We start from the raw sequence: 13,516 nt of genomic DNA, 5'->3' as shown, positions 1-13,516 counted from the left end.
CGTTTTTTTTATTTCTAAGTGAGAATTATTGATTAGCGTGGCTTCTGGTTTTGGCGGTAGAACTCTTCCCGTTGTTACCAAATTTGCCTTTGGTAAGGTTAGATACACTTGCAATCAGGCGATCGGTAGGAATTCTTTTGGTGATCAAACCATAGATAAGCGCCGCGCCGGCAGCACCCGCAGCCACGTACAAGGCAGTTCTCCAGGTTTTATTGGGGCTGGAAGAAACAGCGGTAGCGGCGGCAAGTCCGGTTGGGGCTTCTTCTTCGTAGCCGGCTGCTTCCCACAACTGATGTAAATAGGTCAGCACGTCGGTAGAGGCTTCTCTCTGGCGTAGAATGGTACCACGTACCTCGGCAGGTAATTCGTGGTCCAGAGCATCACGGTAGGCTTTCTGAGCCCATTCCTCGCCGTAAATGCAGGAACCTAAAATAGCTTCTTCGTTGCTGCCAGAGATGGTGGCTTTAAAATCCATCCATTGGCGGTAAAGTTTTCCTTTGGCGGTGGTGTCTCGTTGGGGGCTTCCGCCGTGCTGCTGAATCACTTGGTTCAGTTCATTGGCAAAAGCCAGGCGTTGCTGTGAAAAACGGCGGTACGCATCTTGCCGAAGTGAATCAGTGCTCTCCTTGGCGGCGCGCTCATAGCCTTCCAGGCCATCATGGACAAATTCGTTTAGTTCTTGCAGAACCTCCACGACTCTTTGTTTTTCGTTAGTTGACATACGTTCGGATATAGTTTATGAACTTTTATGAACGTGAACTACGGCGGCAGGTTTAGAAAAATACGAGTCTCTCCCTATTGTCATAAATCCTGAGACCCTCTGCGGGTTTTAGCACCTTTTCATCAAAACACGCCTAAAACTTAGCAAGGGAAGTTCAAAGACCTTGAGCATCAAACTACCAGTCACTCCTCATCAACAAAGATTTTTGGCCGGAAATTGGAGCCACGTTTTGGGTCCGATTTCCGGAAAACAAAAGGGAAACAGATTAGCCTTTTAGCTTACTTCAAATTGCCAGGGCAGGTTGAAGGGAAGCTGCCGGCGTTTGCTGCGGCCGTTCAGATCGGTGAGGAAGGTGTTCAATTGCTCCTGGTACTCTAGGTGGTAATCTTCGTGCAGGTGTTTTTGGATGAGCGTCATGGTTCTGAGCACCAGTCGCGCGGTGGCCACATAGAACCCCTTGTAGATGCTCTCGAACTGGCCGGTGAAGTTGTCAAAGATGAGGTTCAACAAATAGAGGTGCAGCTCTACTTCACCTTTCCGGTCTTTGGTGATGCGCTGGTATCGGGCAATCTCCTGGGTGGCCTTTTTCAGTCCTCGGTTCAACGCCTTGCTGAGGGACCTGCCCGAGACGGTGAACAGAATCTCATGGATGGTTTCAGAGCTGCGCTCAAAGAGGGTTTCAAGGGTTACCTCGTCCAGCAATTCAAAGGCAAGGGTATCATAAGCCTCTGCATCTTTCCGGATCAAGCGCAGCACCAAGGCTTCCTTCTCTTTCTCACTTAATCTTTTCAACGCCTGCTTGAAGTCAGCGGAGGGTACGGGCATAATGGTAATTAGGTATTTGGAATCAGTAATTATGAATTGGATCGACTTTTACAGTATGAGGCTCAATTCTTTAGCAAAAGTACGTCATTGTTAGCAATTATAGATATCAAATGTTCCTTTTGGGTTTCAAGGCTGTTTTGACAAAATACCCCCGAAACCAATTAGATGAAATTTTACCCTGAAATCAAAGAAAGCGACCATGCAACTGATTGGGCACAATAAAAAAAGAGCCTCACTATTTGGTAAGACTCTTTTTAAGGTAGAGGTTTTAATTGCTATTTCTGGACTACAAACCTTCTGATAGTAAGGGTATCACCCACTCTGATGTAGACCAGGTACAACCCATGGCTCAGGTTAGAAACATCCAAGGAGGCTTTTAGCTCTTGGTTTGCAATGGATGCCTTTTTAGTGACCATTTTCTGGCCTGCTGCTGAGTACAACGTGATCTCTGCTGTTTTCTCGCCGTTCTTAAAGCCTTTGGCTTCAATGGAAAGCTTGTCAGTTGCTGGGTTTGGCCATAAGGTCAGTTTATGCTCTGGAGAAAGCTCTTTGATGCCATTAGGGTCTTTCATTCTTACAAAAGTTGCACTGCTGGTATTATTGCTTTCATCTACTTCGTCTATCGGTTCATTATGATCCACTTTCGCAATTAAAAAGTCTTTTATGAAGGCATTTAATCTAAACATTGATTGGTAGTGTTTTCCTGTCCCACACACTAGGTGATGTTCAGGAGGTAAGGAACATATTAAACAAATAACCCAACTTGTTGGATTTGTTGAGTAGAATAGGTTGGCTACCCTAATTTTACCAACAAAAAATGATGATCGTTTTAGTGGTCATAGCTAAGTCTAAGTAAATTCCTTATTGGCCACTTTGACGAAAATAGCAGTTGATTCTCCTTTGTTAGCTGATTAAAAGGCTGCATGTACTCCGTGATTTTTAACTAATGGGAGTAGTAAGATCTTAAGCCGTGGAGCCCCAAAACAAAGAGAGGCCGCTTCCTTAGAAGCGGCCTCTCTTTGTTTTGGGGCTGTTTTAAAGAAAATGGCCTTAAAGCAAGGTTATCGTTTCATATAAGCATCGCGCACGGCCTTGAACTCGGAGCCGGTTTTCCAGTTGGGCCATTTTTCCGAAGTAGCCAGCCTTCTTCCCACCTGAAACAGTAACTGAAGATCAGCCACGGCTCCGTCCATCTTGAAAGCGGCGTTTACCTCATCGTTTGGTTTGTGGTAGATGTTGGCCGTGAAGTTCTCCAGCAGTTTTTTGCCTTCGGCTTTGCCTAGTTGCACGTGGTCGGTGCCCATGCCGGTGAATAGGGCTGGTACGCCCATCTTTGCGAAGTTGAAATGATCTGACCGGTAGTAAAGGCCAGCCTCTGGGTTAGGATCACGGGCAAGGTAGCGGCCCACCTTTTTGGCTTCCTCTGAAAGGATGTCCTCCAACTCAGACTGGCCCATGCCAATCAGGACGATGTCTTTGGTTTCCCCGAAGGGGTTGAGCATGTCCATGTTGAGGTTGGCTACGGTTTTCTCCTTCGGGAAGACGGGCTTCTCTGCGTATTGCGCTGAGCCCAGTAACCCTTGTTCCTCGGCGGTCACCGAAAGGAAGACCACCGTTCGGTCAGGTTTTTGTGACTGGCTCTGGAAAGCCTTGGCCACGGCGAGCAGACCGGCGGTGCCGCTGGCATTGTCGGCGGCTCCGTTGTAGATGCTGTCGTTCTGGGCGTCTTTTTTTCCGATGCCCAGGTGATCCCAGTGGCCTGAGTAGACGATGGCCTCATCAGGTCGTTTGCTTCCGGTGATCTTCGCGATGAAGTTGAACGATTTGTCATACCGTACCTTGGCGTTCAGGGAAGTGCTCACAGTCAAGCCCAACGAATTTCCTTTGAAGCCGGGTTTAGCGGCCCTTTGCAGTTCCGTCTGGAAATTCTTGCCGGCGGCAGTGAACAGTTTCTCCGCGACGGGCGTGGTAATCCAGCCTTCCATGGCGCATTTGTTGGTTTCTTTGCCGCGGGTATCCAGGTAAAATTTAGAGGTCTTCCAATTGTTCTGCACCACCTGAAACCCATAGCCAGCGGGTTCGGTGGCATGCACAATTAGGCAGCCTTTGGCACCTTGGCGGGCGGCTTCCTCCAGTTTGTAGGTCCAGCGGCCGTAGTACGTCATGGTGCGGCCCTTGAAGAAGGTAGTATCTGCTGAATAAAACCCCGGATCGCTGACCAGCACCACCACCACTTTGTCTTTCACATTGAGCCCGGCATAGTCGTCCCAGTTGTATTCCGGCGCTACAATCCCGAAACCGGCAAACACCAGTTCGCTGTCTTTGATAGAGACATTTTCTTCGGTGCGCCGCGCCCAGATCACGTAATCGTCCGGCCCTTTCAGTTCCATGGCTTGCTTGCCTTTAACGGTCATGGTAGGGGCGGGCGAAGAGGTGATTTCTACCATGGGCACTTCCTGCAAGAAGCTGCCTTCGTTGCCGGGTTCCAGGCCCAAGGCTCGGGCTTCTTTCTCCAGGTAGGCCAGCGTCTTTTTCTCGCCGTTGGTGAATGGCTTCCGGCCTTCCATGTCATCGGCAGCCAGGGCGGTCACGTACTGCTTGTAGCTTTCCTGCGTGACAGCAGCGTTGGTATCTGAAGCAGAAGTAGCGGCCTCTTTCTTGCTGCTGCTGGACTGGCACCCAGAAAGAAGGCTTAAACTGAGCGGAATAGCCCAGATGTGGATTCGTTTGAACATAGGCGGTTTGTTTAGTAGTCAGGTGGCCGAAAATAGGAGAGTTCCATGGGAAAAAGAAGCTGCCGGAAGAAGTTCAGAAATTAAATCGAATTCACTTTCGGGCAGGCCCGTGCTCAAATAAGTATGTGTGCCGGAAAATAGATGGTGTTTTACCGCTGCTTTTGGAAATAACGGCAGAAAAGGAGAAGCTTCAGATGGCCAAGGCTCATCTAAACGTGTGACGTAGTTGACTGATTCTTCCTGACCTCAACTTCTTCTTCCATTACGAGCTTAATCTTTTATATTCGGGTACATGAATCCCATTTGTAGCGTGTATTTTCGAAGAAGCAGCTATTAAAACGATATGAAAAACGTATTCGAGCAGCGTGACGTGGCGGAAGTCCTCGCTCGTATTGACCATCTAAGCCCTACTTCCCAACCGCTTTGGGGAAAGATGACGGTGGCCCAGATGTTAGCGCATTGCAACGTCATGTATGAGATGGCCTTCGAGAACATCCACGCCAAGCCCAATCCCTTTATGCGGTTAATTCTGAAACTGCTGGTGAAAAGCAAAGTAGTGAATGAAGAGCCTTACCAAAAAAACATACGCACCGCCCCACAGTTTCTCATCAAAGAGACCAAAGACTTCGAGTTAGAGAAAAGTAGGCTGATAGACTACATTCAGAAAACCCGGAAGCTAGGCAAGAACTATTTTGAAGGCAAGGAGTCGCTTTCGTTCGGAAAACTTAACAGCCAGGAGTGGAACAATATGTTCTATAAACACCTGGATCATCATTTAAGGCAGTTTGGGGTGTGAATTCAAGTTTTGGGTTACTTCGGAACGGTTCGATTGCTTACCCTCTTCTTCTGTGGGAATACTACTCCAAACTAGCCCTTAAGAATTCTGCCAGTGGTTTCCGGCGAGTCTGGAGACTCGCTTCATCCCAAATCATGAGACTGGCGTCAAAATGCTTTTGGAAGAAAGTAACTACTAGTTGGTTTAAGTATCTAAAAACAGAAAGGCTGCCCCATAGAGACAGCCTTTCTGTTTTTGCGCTGTTTTCCGCAAAACAGACGCTAAATGTTTCCTATTTCAGATGCTCGTCAAAGTATTGGGTTACCTTTTTGTAGAGGTGCACGCGGTCTTTTCCGCCTACGTTGTGCGGGTGGCCCGGGTACACAAAGTAATCCAGCAGGACACCTTCATCTACGGCTTTTTTCAGGAAGGAAAGGCTGTGCTGCCAGACCACTACATCGTCTACGGTGCCGTGAATCATGAGCAGTTTGCCTTTCAGGTTCTTCACGTGGTTGAGCAGGTTGGCCTGTTCAAAGCCTTGCGGGTTTTCCTGGGGGGTGTCCATGTAACGCTCGGTGTACATAACTTCGTAGAGGCGCCAGTCAATCACGGGGCCGCCGGCAATGCCTACTTTAAAGACACCGGGCTGTTTGAGCATGAGCGACGTGGTCATGAAACCGCCGTAGCTCCAGCCGTGCACGCCCATGCGGTTGACGTCCACATAGGGAAGGTTTTTCAGATAGGCCACGCCTTTCATCTGATCACTGACTTCGGCTAATCCCACTTGCCGGAAGATGGCTTGCTCAAAGGCGCGTCCTCTATCGGCGGAGCCGCGGTTGTCCAGCGAGAAAACAATGTAGCCTTTCTGTGCCATCAATTGCATCCAGAGGTTAGAACCGCCTAGCCAGCTGTTGTTGATCATCTGCAGGTGCGGCCCGCCGTACACGTACATCACCACCGGGTACTTTTTCTTCTCATCGAAGTTGGGCGGCGTGATCATTCGGCAATACAGGTCAGTGCCGTCCTCGGCTTTGATGGGGAAAATGGTGGTCTCGCCTAGTTGGTAGTCTTGCAGCGGGTTCTGCGCAACTAACAATGTTTTGGTCACTCTTCCGGCCTCGGTGTCTAAAATCCGGATGGTGCGGGGTGTCACCGGGCTGCTGTAGTTGTCAATAAAATATTGGCCAGTTGGGCTGAAGGAGATATTGTGCACGCCGCTGCCCTGCGTCAATCGGCCGGTACGGGCGGTGCTTAGTTCCACGGCGTAGAAATGGCGCTCCAGCGGGCTCTCGGCGGTGGAGGTGAAGTACGCTTCACGGCCGCTTTTGTCAAACCCCACCAAATCCTTCACCACCCACTCGCCTTTGGTGAGTTGCCGGATGAGCTTTCCGTTGGTGTCATAGAGGTACAGGTGGTCATAGCCATCGCGCTCGCTGATCCAGACAAACTGATTTGGGTGACCCGGTACAAAGTACATTCCGTGCTCAGGCTCTACCCACTTGTCGTTTTTCTCTTCATACAGGGTTTTCACAAAGGCACCGGTATTGGCATCGTACTGGTTCAGCCACATCTGGTTTTGGGCCCGGTTCACCACGGCCAGGTAAATGGATTTCTCATCGGGGCTCCAGGTCAGATTGGTGAGGTACTGCTCGGCGGGTTCACCGGTTTTCAGGAAAATGGTTTTGCCCGAGGCAACGTTGTACACGCCTACCGTCACATGATGGCTTTTGCCGCCGGCCATAGGGTATTTGATGTTGTTCAATTTGGCCGGAACCGGGTTCACTTCCACCAGCGGATAATCGGTGACCATGGTCTGGTCCATGCGGTAGAACGCTAGGCTGTTGCCGCTGGGGCTCCAAAAGGTGCCTTTGGAAATCCCGAACTCAGACCGGTGTGCTGCCTGTCCGTTGACAATCTCGGGGTTGGTTTCCTGTGTGATCTGCTTGTTTTCGGCCCCATTTTGAGAAAAGAACAGGTTATTGCCTTTGGTGTAGGCGATGCGCTGTTTGTTAGGGGAAAAGTCTTTGTTCTCAGCGGCGGCATCCAGTTTGTAAGAAACCTGGCCGGTTTTGGTCTGGGGATTGTACCGGAATACCGTTCCGTTCTGGGTAAGCAGCACCTCGGTGGCGTTCAGCCATTGCAAGCCATTGACAGAACTTACCTTTGAGATTCCGGCTTTCTCCAGGGCAGCGTTCAGGTCAGTAAGAGAAAGAACGGGCCGGGCATTTTCGCGCACGTTCCCTCTTAACAGCTGATCCATCTTGTCGCTGACATAGCTGAAGTCATTGGTGCCGGGCACCCAGGTGAGCTGGCGGAGGTTGGCAGGGGTAAGGCTGGAATTCAGGAAGGCATCTTCCATGGTAAGTAGTTTCTGCTGGCCAGTGACCGGAACAGCCGAAAGGAAGGAAAGCCAAAGCAAGGCTACCCAGGCAAGGGGTTGTTTATGCATGTTTGTTTTAAGGTTGAAATTGGAAAAACAGGCTCTAAAAGCTGGCCATATAACGGCTTCAGAAGACCGTTCTTCTATCAAAAATAAGGCTAAACTACCTTTTTTTCAGGAACAAGAGGCGCTTTTTAACTGTTTTACTTTTGCTGAGACCCCAGCTGAGAACTTCCTAAACTCAGGTTAATTGCTTAATTTTGCGTTATGGACATTCTAACTGAAATTCTGGAGCAGGAAGACGTGCTGTTATTGGAGGAAACCACCGATGTGCGCGAGCTGGTGGTGTACAACGATGACGTGAATACGTTTGAGCACGTGATCAATACGTTGGTTCAGGTCTGCCGCCACACACAGGAACAGGCCGAGCAATGTACCATGTTGATCCATTACAAAGGGAAGTGCACCGTGAAAATGGGTACCTTCTCTGAACTGGAAATCATGTGCACCGCCATCCACGACCGGGGTATCTCAGCAGATATCGTTTAACCCTGAACTAACTGGATGAATTTCCCTTCTAAGCTGATTGAGAATGCGGTAGAAGAGTTGGCAAAATTACCTGGCGTAGGCAAAAAGACTGCCCTGCGTCTGGTATTGCATTTGCTCAAAGCCGAAACCGAAGATACAAAACAACTTTCTGAGGCCCTGGTACGCATGCGCACCGGCATCCGGTACTGCAAAACCTGCCATAACATCTCTGACCAGGAGGAATGCGGCATTTGCGCCAATCCGCTCCGCGACCGCGCCCTGCTGTGCGTAGTGAGTGACATGCGGGATGTGATTGCTATTGAGAATACATCTCAGTACAAGGGTGTGTACCATGTGCTGGGTGGCGTCATTTCTCCGCTGGAAGGCGTGGGCCCGTCAGACCTGCATATCCAGTCACTGGTGGAGCGGTTGCCTAGTTCCGGGGTGAAAGAGATCATCCTGGCTTTGAGCCCTACCATGGAAGGCGATACCACCGCTTTCTATCTTACCCGCAAACTGAAAGACTACCCGGCCCGCATCTCCAGCATCGCCAGAGGCGTACCGGTAGGCGGCGAATTGGAGTACACCGATGAGATCACCCTGGGGCGCAGTATCTTAGACCGCACAGCATACAGCCAAATCTAGTTTTTGGCTTATTTTTATGAAAACAGGCCCGAAATGGTCAGACAAGCAGGAACATATGTTCCTGCTTTTTTTATGTTTGTAGTTCTTTTCTGAAATTTCCAGGATATTGCCCCGCTACCCTAACCGACCCAACGTTCTCGCTTGAAAGACCTCTCCGTCATCATTGTCAATTACAACGTCAGCTATTTCCTGGAGCAATGCCTGCTTTCTGTTAGAAAGGCCATGCAGAAGCTGCGGGTAGAGGTGTTTGTGGTAGACAATAACTCGGTAGACGGATCAGTGGAGATGGTGCAGCGGCGCTTCCCCGAGGTGATTCTGCTGGCCAACAAAGAGAACCTGGGGTTTTCCAAAGCCAATAACCAGGCTATTCGATTATCGCAGGGCAAGTACGTGTTGCTCCTCAACCCAGACACGGTGGTGGAGGAAGATACCTTTCTCAAGTGCTTTCATTTCATGGAGCAGAACCCCGGGGCCGGGGCCTTGGGTGTGAAAATGATGGATGGCGCGGGCCAGTTCCTGCCAGAATCCAAGCGGGGGCTGCCTACGCCCTGGGTGGCGTTCTCCAAGGTCTTCGGGCTGGCGGCAATGTTCCCTACCTCGGCCTTGTTCAACCGCTACCACCTGGGGCATCTGTCCAAAGATGAGGTGCACAAAATCGATATCCTGGCCGGGGCCTATATGTTCATGCGGGCCGAGGCGCTGGAAAAGGTGGGCTTGCTGGATGAGGATTTCTTCATGTACGGCGAGGACATCGATCTATCTTATCGCATCAAGGAAGGCGGCTATGACGTCATCTACTTCCCCGAGACCCGCATCATCCACTACAAAGGCGAAAGTACCCGCAAAACCAGCGTGAACTACGTGTTCATGTTCTACCGGGCCATGATGGTGTTCGCGGAGAAACATTTCAGCGGTCGGCAGGCCCGGCTGTATTCCTTTTTGATCCGGCTGGCCATTTACCTGCGCGCTGCCATTGCTATTCTATTCCGGGCTTTTCAGCGGGTAACGCCTCTTCTGCTGGATGGACTTTGCCTCGTCTTGGGCGCGATCATAGGGAAGGGAATGGTACCTAATCCCTTGCCTTTGGGCGTGACCCCCATGTGGGGTGCGTACCTGGGCGTCTGGCTGGGCAGTGCTTTCTTCAGCGGAGCCTATGACAAACCCGGACGTTTGTACCGGCTGGTGAGCGGCATGCTGTGGGGCAGTATTTTGCTTATGGCGTTCTCCAGCATCGTCTCCATTGTGGGGGAAACGAATAAAAAGCATTTGCTGGTGGCCGTGTTGGTGGGGCTGGTGGGCATGACCCTTTGGCGCCTTATCTGGCATTTTAGTACGTATGGGCACTGGCGTTTCGGGGAACCGAAGGCCAAGCGCATTGCGGTGGTGGGGAGCGGCAAAGAGGTGAAACGGGCCTCTGTTCTGTTGCGGCAGGCCGGTGCCCAGGTCCCGTTGGCTCGTCTGGAACCTCAGCATACCCCCGCCGACTTAAGGCAGATCAAAGAAGTCATCGAGATTTATAAAATCAACGAACTCATTTTCTGTGGAAAAGACCTGGCTGTATCCCAGATCATTGAGTGGATGGTGCAGATCCATAACAGTGCTGTGGAGTTCAAGATCCTGCCCGAGAACAGCACCTACATCATCGGGTCCTCGTCTAAAAACGCCCGCGGCGATTATTACGCCCTGCACATTGAGGTGAATCTGCTGAACCCGTACCACCGGCGCAACAAGGCGGTGCTGAACTCGCTGGTGAGTGTCCTGCTGTTGGTGTTGGCCCCGTTCCTGATCTGGCGGATCAAAGGAAAAAGGCAGTTTTTGAAAAATTGCCTCGGAAACTTGGTTGGGCTTTATCAATGGGTGGGCCTCAAAGCCACGGCCACTTCAGATTCAAAACCGGCTATTCTCTCGCCAGTGGACAAGATCTCCGGCCGCCGTATCAGCCTGGCCGCGGCTCGGCAGATGGAGGTGGTCTACGCCAAAGACTATACTCCTTATGCAGACCTACTTATCATGGCCCGTAATCTTTCCAACCTGGGCAGACCCGCCTAGAAAAGTAAAACCCTTTCTTCCTGGAGCGGTAGAAGAGGCAGAGAAAGGATGTATTCCATTTCTTAGGATACTGTTTTGTCCCTAGACCCGTTTAAGAAAGGTACAATCTCCTGTTTCTTCGTTTATTTCCAGTAAATGGCCCCAAAATCGTGAAGGATTAATTAAATATTCGCGAATCCGCTATAAAAACAGCAAAAGCACCTATTTTTGAGTTCACACCTTATGTCTTCTCAAGAGATGATTACTACCGAACAAAAAGCACTTTCAGACCGCATTACCTCCCTTGCCGAGTCCCAGACCATAGCCATGGCCAAAAAAGCCCGGGAACTGGCAGCCAAAGGGGTGGATGTGATCAACCTGAGTTTTGGAGAACCAGATTTCCAGACGCCTCAGTACATCAAAGACGCCGCTAAGAAAGCCATTGATGATGGCTACACTTTTTATACGCCGGTAGCCGGTTACCCAGACCTGCGCAAAGCCATCGTGGAGAAACTTCGCCGCGACAACGGTCTGGAGTATGGACCCGAGAACATTGTGGTTTCCACCGGAGCCAAGCAGTCCATCGCCAATGCGGTGATGTGCCTGGTGAACCCCGGCGATGAGGTGATCATCATTTCTCCGTACTGGGTGAGCTACGAGGAAGTGGTGAAACTGGCCGAGGGTATTCCGGTGCCAGTGCAGGGTCCCCTGGAAAACGACTACAAAATCACGGCCCAGCAGTTGGAGGACGCCATCACGCCTAATACTAAATTGGTGATGTATTCCTCGCCCTGCAACCCCACCGGCTCGGTGTTTACCAAAGACGAACTAGCCGCGTTTGCCGCCATCCTGGAGAAACATCCGCAAGTGCACGTCATCGCTGATGAAATCTATGAGTACATCAACTTCACCGGCGAGCACTACAGCCTTGCCCGTTTTGAGGCCATCAAAGACCGCGTGATCACCGTGAACGGTTTCTCCAAAGGCTATGCCATGACCGGCTGGCGCGTGGGCTACATCGCGGCGCACAAAGACATCGCCGATGCCTGCGACAAAATGCAGAGCCAAATCACCAGTGGAACCTGCTCCATTGCTCAGAAAGCCGCCCAGGCAGCTCTGGAAGGTGGAAGAGCTTCGGCGGAAGAAATGAGCGCGTCTTACCTGCGCCGTCGTGACCTGGTATTAAGCCTGATGAACGAAATTCCTGGTATCAAGACCTACGTGCCACAGGGCGCATTCTACATTTTCCCAGATGTGAGTTCTTTCTTCGGAAAGTCGGCCGGCGATATCAAGATTGAGAATGCGAATGACCTGGCCATGTACCTGCTCAACGAAGCGCACGTGTCGTTGGTAGAAGGTGGGGCCTTTGGCGCGCCGCAGTGTATCCGGTTCTCCTTTGCCGCTTCAGACGCAAAGTTGATTGAAGCCTTGGAGCGTATTAAGGCCAGCTTAGCCAAACTAAGCTAAAACCGAGTCTCGATTTTTCTTGTTACTTTTGCCTTACATTGGATAAAGCGCCCGCAAAACAGGTGCTTTATCCAATGTTTTGTTTTTAACCTACATATTTTCCTGAATGTCCATTCAGCGCACGGTTTCGTCTCTATTTAACCGCTTCGGTCAGTTGCGGGTATTGGTTGTGGGTGATGTGATGATTGACGCCTACCTCTGGGGAAAGTCCACGAGATTGTCGCCCGAGGCACCGGTGCCCATCGTGAACCGCATCAAAACCGAGCAGCGCCTGGGCGGAGCCGCCAACGTGGCCTTGAATGTACAGAGCATGGGAGCAACCCCACTGCTGTGCTCAGTAGTGGGAAACGACGCAGATGGAAAAGCCTTGCTTCAACTCTTGCAGGAACAGGGCCAGACCGCCGAGGGTATCGTGCTGAGTTCCGAGCGCCCCACCACCGTAAAACAACGCATCATTTCCGGGGGCCAACAACTGCTCCGGATTGATTCTGAAGTGGAAACGGACTTGTCTTCGGCAGAGCGTCAGGCGTTGGTTCAGCGGTTTAAAGGCTTGCTGGACACTGCCCACGTGGTCATCTTCGAGGATTATGATAAAGGTGTGCTGAGTACCGAGGTAATAAAAGAACTGCTGACCCTGGCCAAACAAGCGGGCGTGCCCACGGTTATAGATCCCAAGAAAAAGAACTTCCTGTCCTACAAAGGCAGCACCCTGTTCAAACCCAACTTGAAAGAACTCAAAGAAGGCTTGAAGGTAGATTTCGCTGATGCGGATTTAAAATCATTTGAAGCCGCTGTGGATCAATTGCAGGAGCAACTAGAATTGGAGAATGTGCTCGTCACCCTTTCAGAACGAGGGGTTTTCTGCCAGGCTTCAGACCAAACCAAAACCTACCTTGATGCTCACATCCGCTCCATATCTGATGTTTCCGGCGCCGGTGATACGGTGGTAAGCATCGCCGCCCTGAGTTTGGCCGCCGGATTGCCGCTGCCTGCCTTAGCCGAGCTGGCTAACCTGGGCGGAGGGTTGGTCTGCGAACACGTTGGAGTGGTGCCTATTGATAAAGAGCAACTCCGTCAGGAAGCCCAAAAATCACAGGTGCTGCAACGTGAGTTAGCTACGTTTGAAGTGACTACCTGAGGATCTTTGTTTAAGGTAATTTTTGGAGGATCAGCTTAAAACAGGGAGGTTATAACGTTCATTCTTCCATTGCCAGGCAGTCTTCGGGATGCTGCTGTAGCAGCAGGCAAGTTGCAAACTTGCCGCCATGGCAACCACAAGTTACGCTTGCGCTAAACTTGCGGTATTTGGATTAGTAAAGGTTTACAACAGCAAATAAGGACTATTAGCCCATTGGCATGGTTCAAGTTTTCAACTTGGACCCAACATGGTCTGAAGTTACTAGATAATACAA

The 13,516-nt window shown here is 50.7% G+C and carries 11 protein-coding genes; 6 read left to right on the top strand and 5 right to left on the bottom strand.

The genetic code is table 11. From position 1 onward, the window contains the following. Positions 1 to 25: 25 nt before the first annotated feature. From EFB08_RS12620 to EFB08_RS12605, 4 genes are all read right to left on the bottom strand, one after another. On the bottom strand, positions 26 to 721 hold the full coding sequence (locus EFB08_RS12620; protein WP_123127325.1) for a ferritin-like domain-containing protein: 696 nt from the start codon (positions 719 to 721) through the stop codon (positions 26 to 28). A 273-nt stretch (positions 722 to 994) separates the two neighbouring features. After that, a complete protein-coding gene (locus EFB08_RS12615) occupies positions 995 to 1,546 on the bottom strand; it encodes a hypothetical protein (RefSeq protein ID WP_123127324.1) in 552 nt (183 codons plus the stop codon). A gap of 275 nt (positions 1,547 to 1,821) precedes the next feature. Then, on the bottom strand, positions 1,822 to 2,232 hold the full coding sequence (locus EFB08_RS12610) for a T9SS type A sorting domain-containing protein (RefSeq protein WP_123127323.1): 411 nt from the start codon (positions 2,230 to 2,232) through the stop codon (positions 1,822 to 1,824). A gap of 375 nt (positions 2,233 to 2,607) precedes the next feature. Further along, entirely contained in the window at positions 2,608 to 4,281 is a 1,674-nt protein-coding gene (locus EFB08_RS12605) for a M28 family metallopeptidase (protein WP_123127322.1), read from the bottom strand. Positions 4,282 to 4,624: 343 nt separating this feature from the next. Here EFB08_RS12605 and EFB08_RS12600 point away from each other — a divergent pair, with 343 nt between their 5' ends. Then, positions 4,625 to 5,077 carry a DUF1569 domain-containing protein gene (locus EFB08_RS12600; RefSeq protein ID WP_123127321.1) on the top strand — a complete coding sequence of 151 codons (453 nt, stop codon included), beginning with the start codon at positions 4,625 to 4,627 and terminating at the stop codon, positions 5,075 to 5,077. A 271-nt stretch (positions 5,078 to 5,348) separates the two neighbouring features. On the opposite strand, the gene EFB08_RS12595 is transcribed toward EFB08_RS12600, so the two are convergent. Continuing rightward, positions 5,349 to 7,505 carry a S9 family peptidase gene (locus EFB08_RS12595; protein ID WP_123127320.1) on the bottom strand — a complete coding sequence of 719 codons (2,157 nt, stop codon included), beginning with the start codon at positions 7,503 to 7,505 and terminating at the stop codon, positions 5,349 to 5,351. A 198-nt stretch (positions 7,506 to 7,703) separates the two neighbouring features. Here EFB08_RS12595 and EFB08_RS12585 point away from each other — a divergent pair, with 198 nt between their 5' ends. From EFB08_RS12585 to EFB08_RS12565, 5 genes are all read left to right on the top strand, one after another. Next, positions 7,704 to 7,985: an ATP-dependent Clp protease adaptor ClpS gene (locus EFB08_RS12585; protein WP_123127318.1), complete on the top strand. Its 282-nt coding sequence runs from the start codon at positions 7,704 to 7,706 to the stop codon at positions 7,983 to 7,985. Positions 7,986 to 8,000: 15 nt separating this feature from the next. Beyond that, positions 8,001 to 8,609, top strand: a complete 609-nt coding sequence (gene recR / locus EFB08_RS12580; RefSeq protein WP_123127317.1) for a recombination mediator RecR — start codon at positions 8,001 to 8,003, stop codon at positions 8,607 to 8,609. 141 nt (positions 8,610 to 8,750) lie between these two features. Beyond that, a complete protein-coding gene (locus EFB08_RS12575) occupies positions 8,751 to 10,658 on the top strand; it encodes a glycosyltransferase family 2 protein (protein WP_123127316.1) in 1,908 nt (635 codons plus the stop codon). A gap of 237 nt (positions 10,659 to 10,895) precedes the next feature. Then, on the top strand, positions 10,896 to 12,104 hold the full coding sequence (locus tag EFB08_RS12570) for a pyridoxal phosphate-dependent aminotransferase (RefSeq protein WP_123127935.1): 1,209 nt from the start codon (positions 10,896 to 10,898) through the stop codon (positions 12,102 to 12,104). 106 nt (positions 12,105 to 12,210) lie between these two features. Next, on the top strand, positions 12,211 to 13,242 hold the full coding sequence (locus tag EFB08_RS12565) for a bifunctional heptose 7-phosphate kinase/heptose 1-phosphate adenyltransferase (RefSeq protein ID WP_123127315.1): 1,032 nt from the start codon (positions 12,211 to 12,213) through the stop codon (positions 13,240 to 13,242). The last annotated feature ends 274 nt before the right edge of the window (positions 13,243 to 13,516 follow it).

Source organism: Rufibacter latericius (assembly GCF_003721515.1).
Classification (GTDB): domain Bacteria; phylum Bacteroidota; class Bacteroidia; order Cytophagales; family Hymenobacteraceae; genus Nibribacter; species Nibribacter latericius.
This window is presented reverse-complemented; position numbering and strand designations above follow the sequence as displayed.

Excerpts from the sequence above, each read along its gene's own strand:
- EFB08_RS12600 (WP_123127321.1), top strand. The coding sequence starts at position 4,625 with ATGAAAAACGTATTCGAGCAGCGTGACGTGGCGGAAGTCCTCGCTCGT.
- EFB08_RS12570 (WP_123127935.1), top strand. The coding sequence starts at position 10,896 with ATGATTACTACCGAACAAAAAGCACTTTCAGACCGCATTACCTCCCTT.
- EFB08_RS12615 (WP_123127324.1), bottom strand. The coding sequence starts at position 1,546 with ATGCCCGTACCCTCCGCTGACTTCAAGCAGGCGTTGAAAAGATTAAGT.
- EFB08_RS12565 (WP_123127315.1), top strand. The coding sequence starts at position 12,211 with ATGTCCATTCAGCGCACGGTTTCGTCTCTATTTAACCGCTTCGGTCAG.
- EFB08_RS12605 (WP_123127322.1), bottom strand. The coding sequence starts at position 4,281 with ATGTTCAAACGAATCCACATCTGGGCTATTCCGCTCAGTTTAAGCCTT.
- recR (WP_123127317.1), top strand. The coding sequence starts at position 8,001 with ATGAATTTCCCTTCTAAGCTGATTGAGAATGCGGTAGAAGAGTTGGCA.
- EFB08_RS12585 (WP_123127318.1), top strand. The coding sequence starts at position 7,704 with ATGGACATTCTAACTGAAATTCTGGAGCAGGAAGACGTGCTGTTATTG.
- EFB08_RS12620 (WP_123127325.1), bottom strand. The coding sequence starts at position 721 with ATGTCAACTAACGAAAAACAAAGAGTCGTGGAGGTTCTGCAAGAACTA.
- EFB08_RS12610 (WP_123127323.1), bottom strand. The coding sequence starts at position 2,232 with ATGTTTAGATTAAATGCCTTCATAAAAGACTTTTTAATTGCGAAAGTG.
- EFB08_RS12595 (WP_123127320.1), bottom strand. The coding sequence starts at position 7,505 with ATGCATAAACAACCCCTTGCCTGGGTAGCCTTGCTTTGGCTTTCCTTC.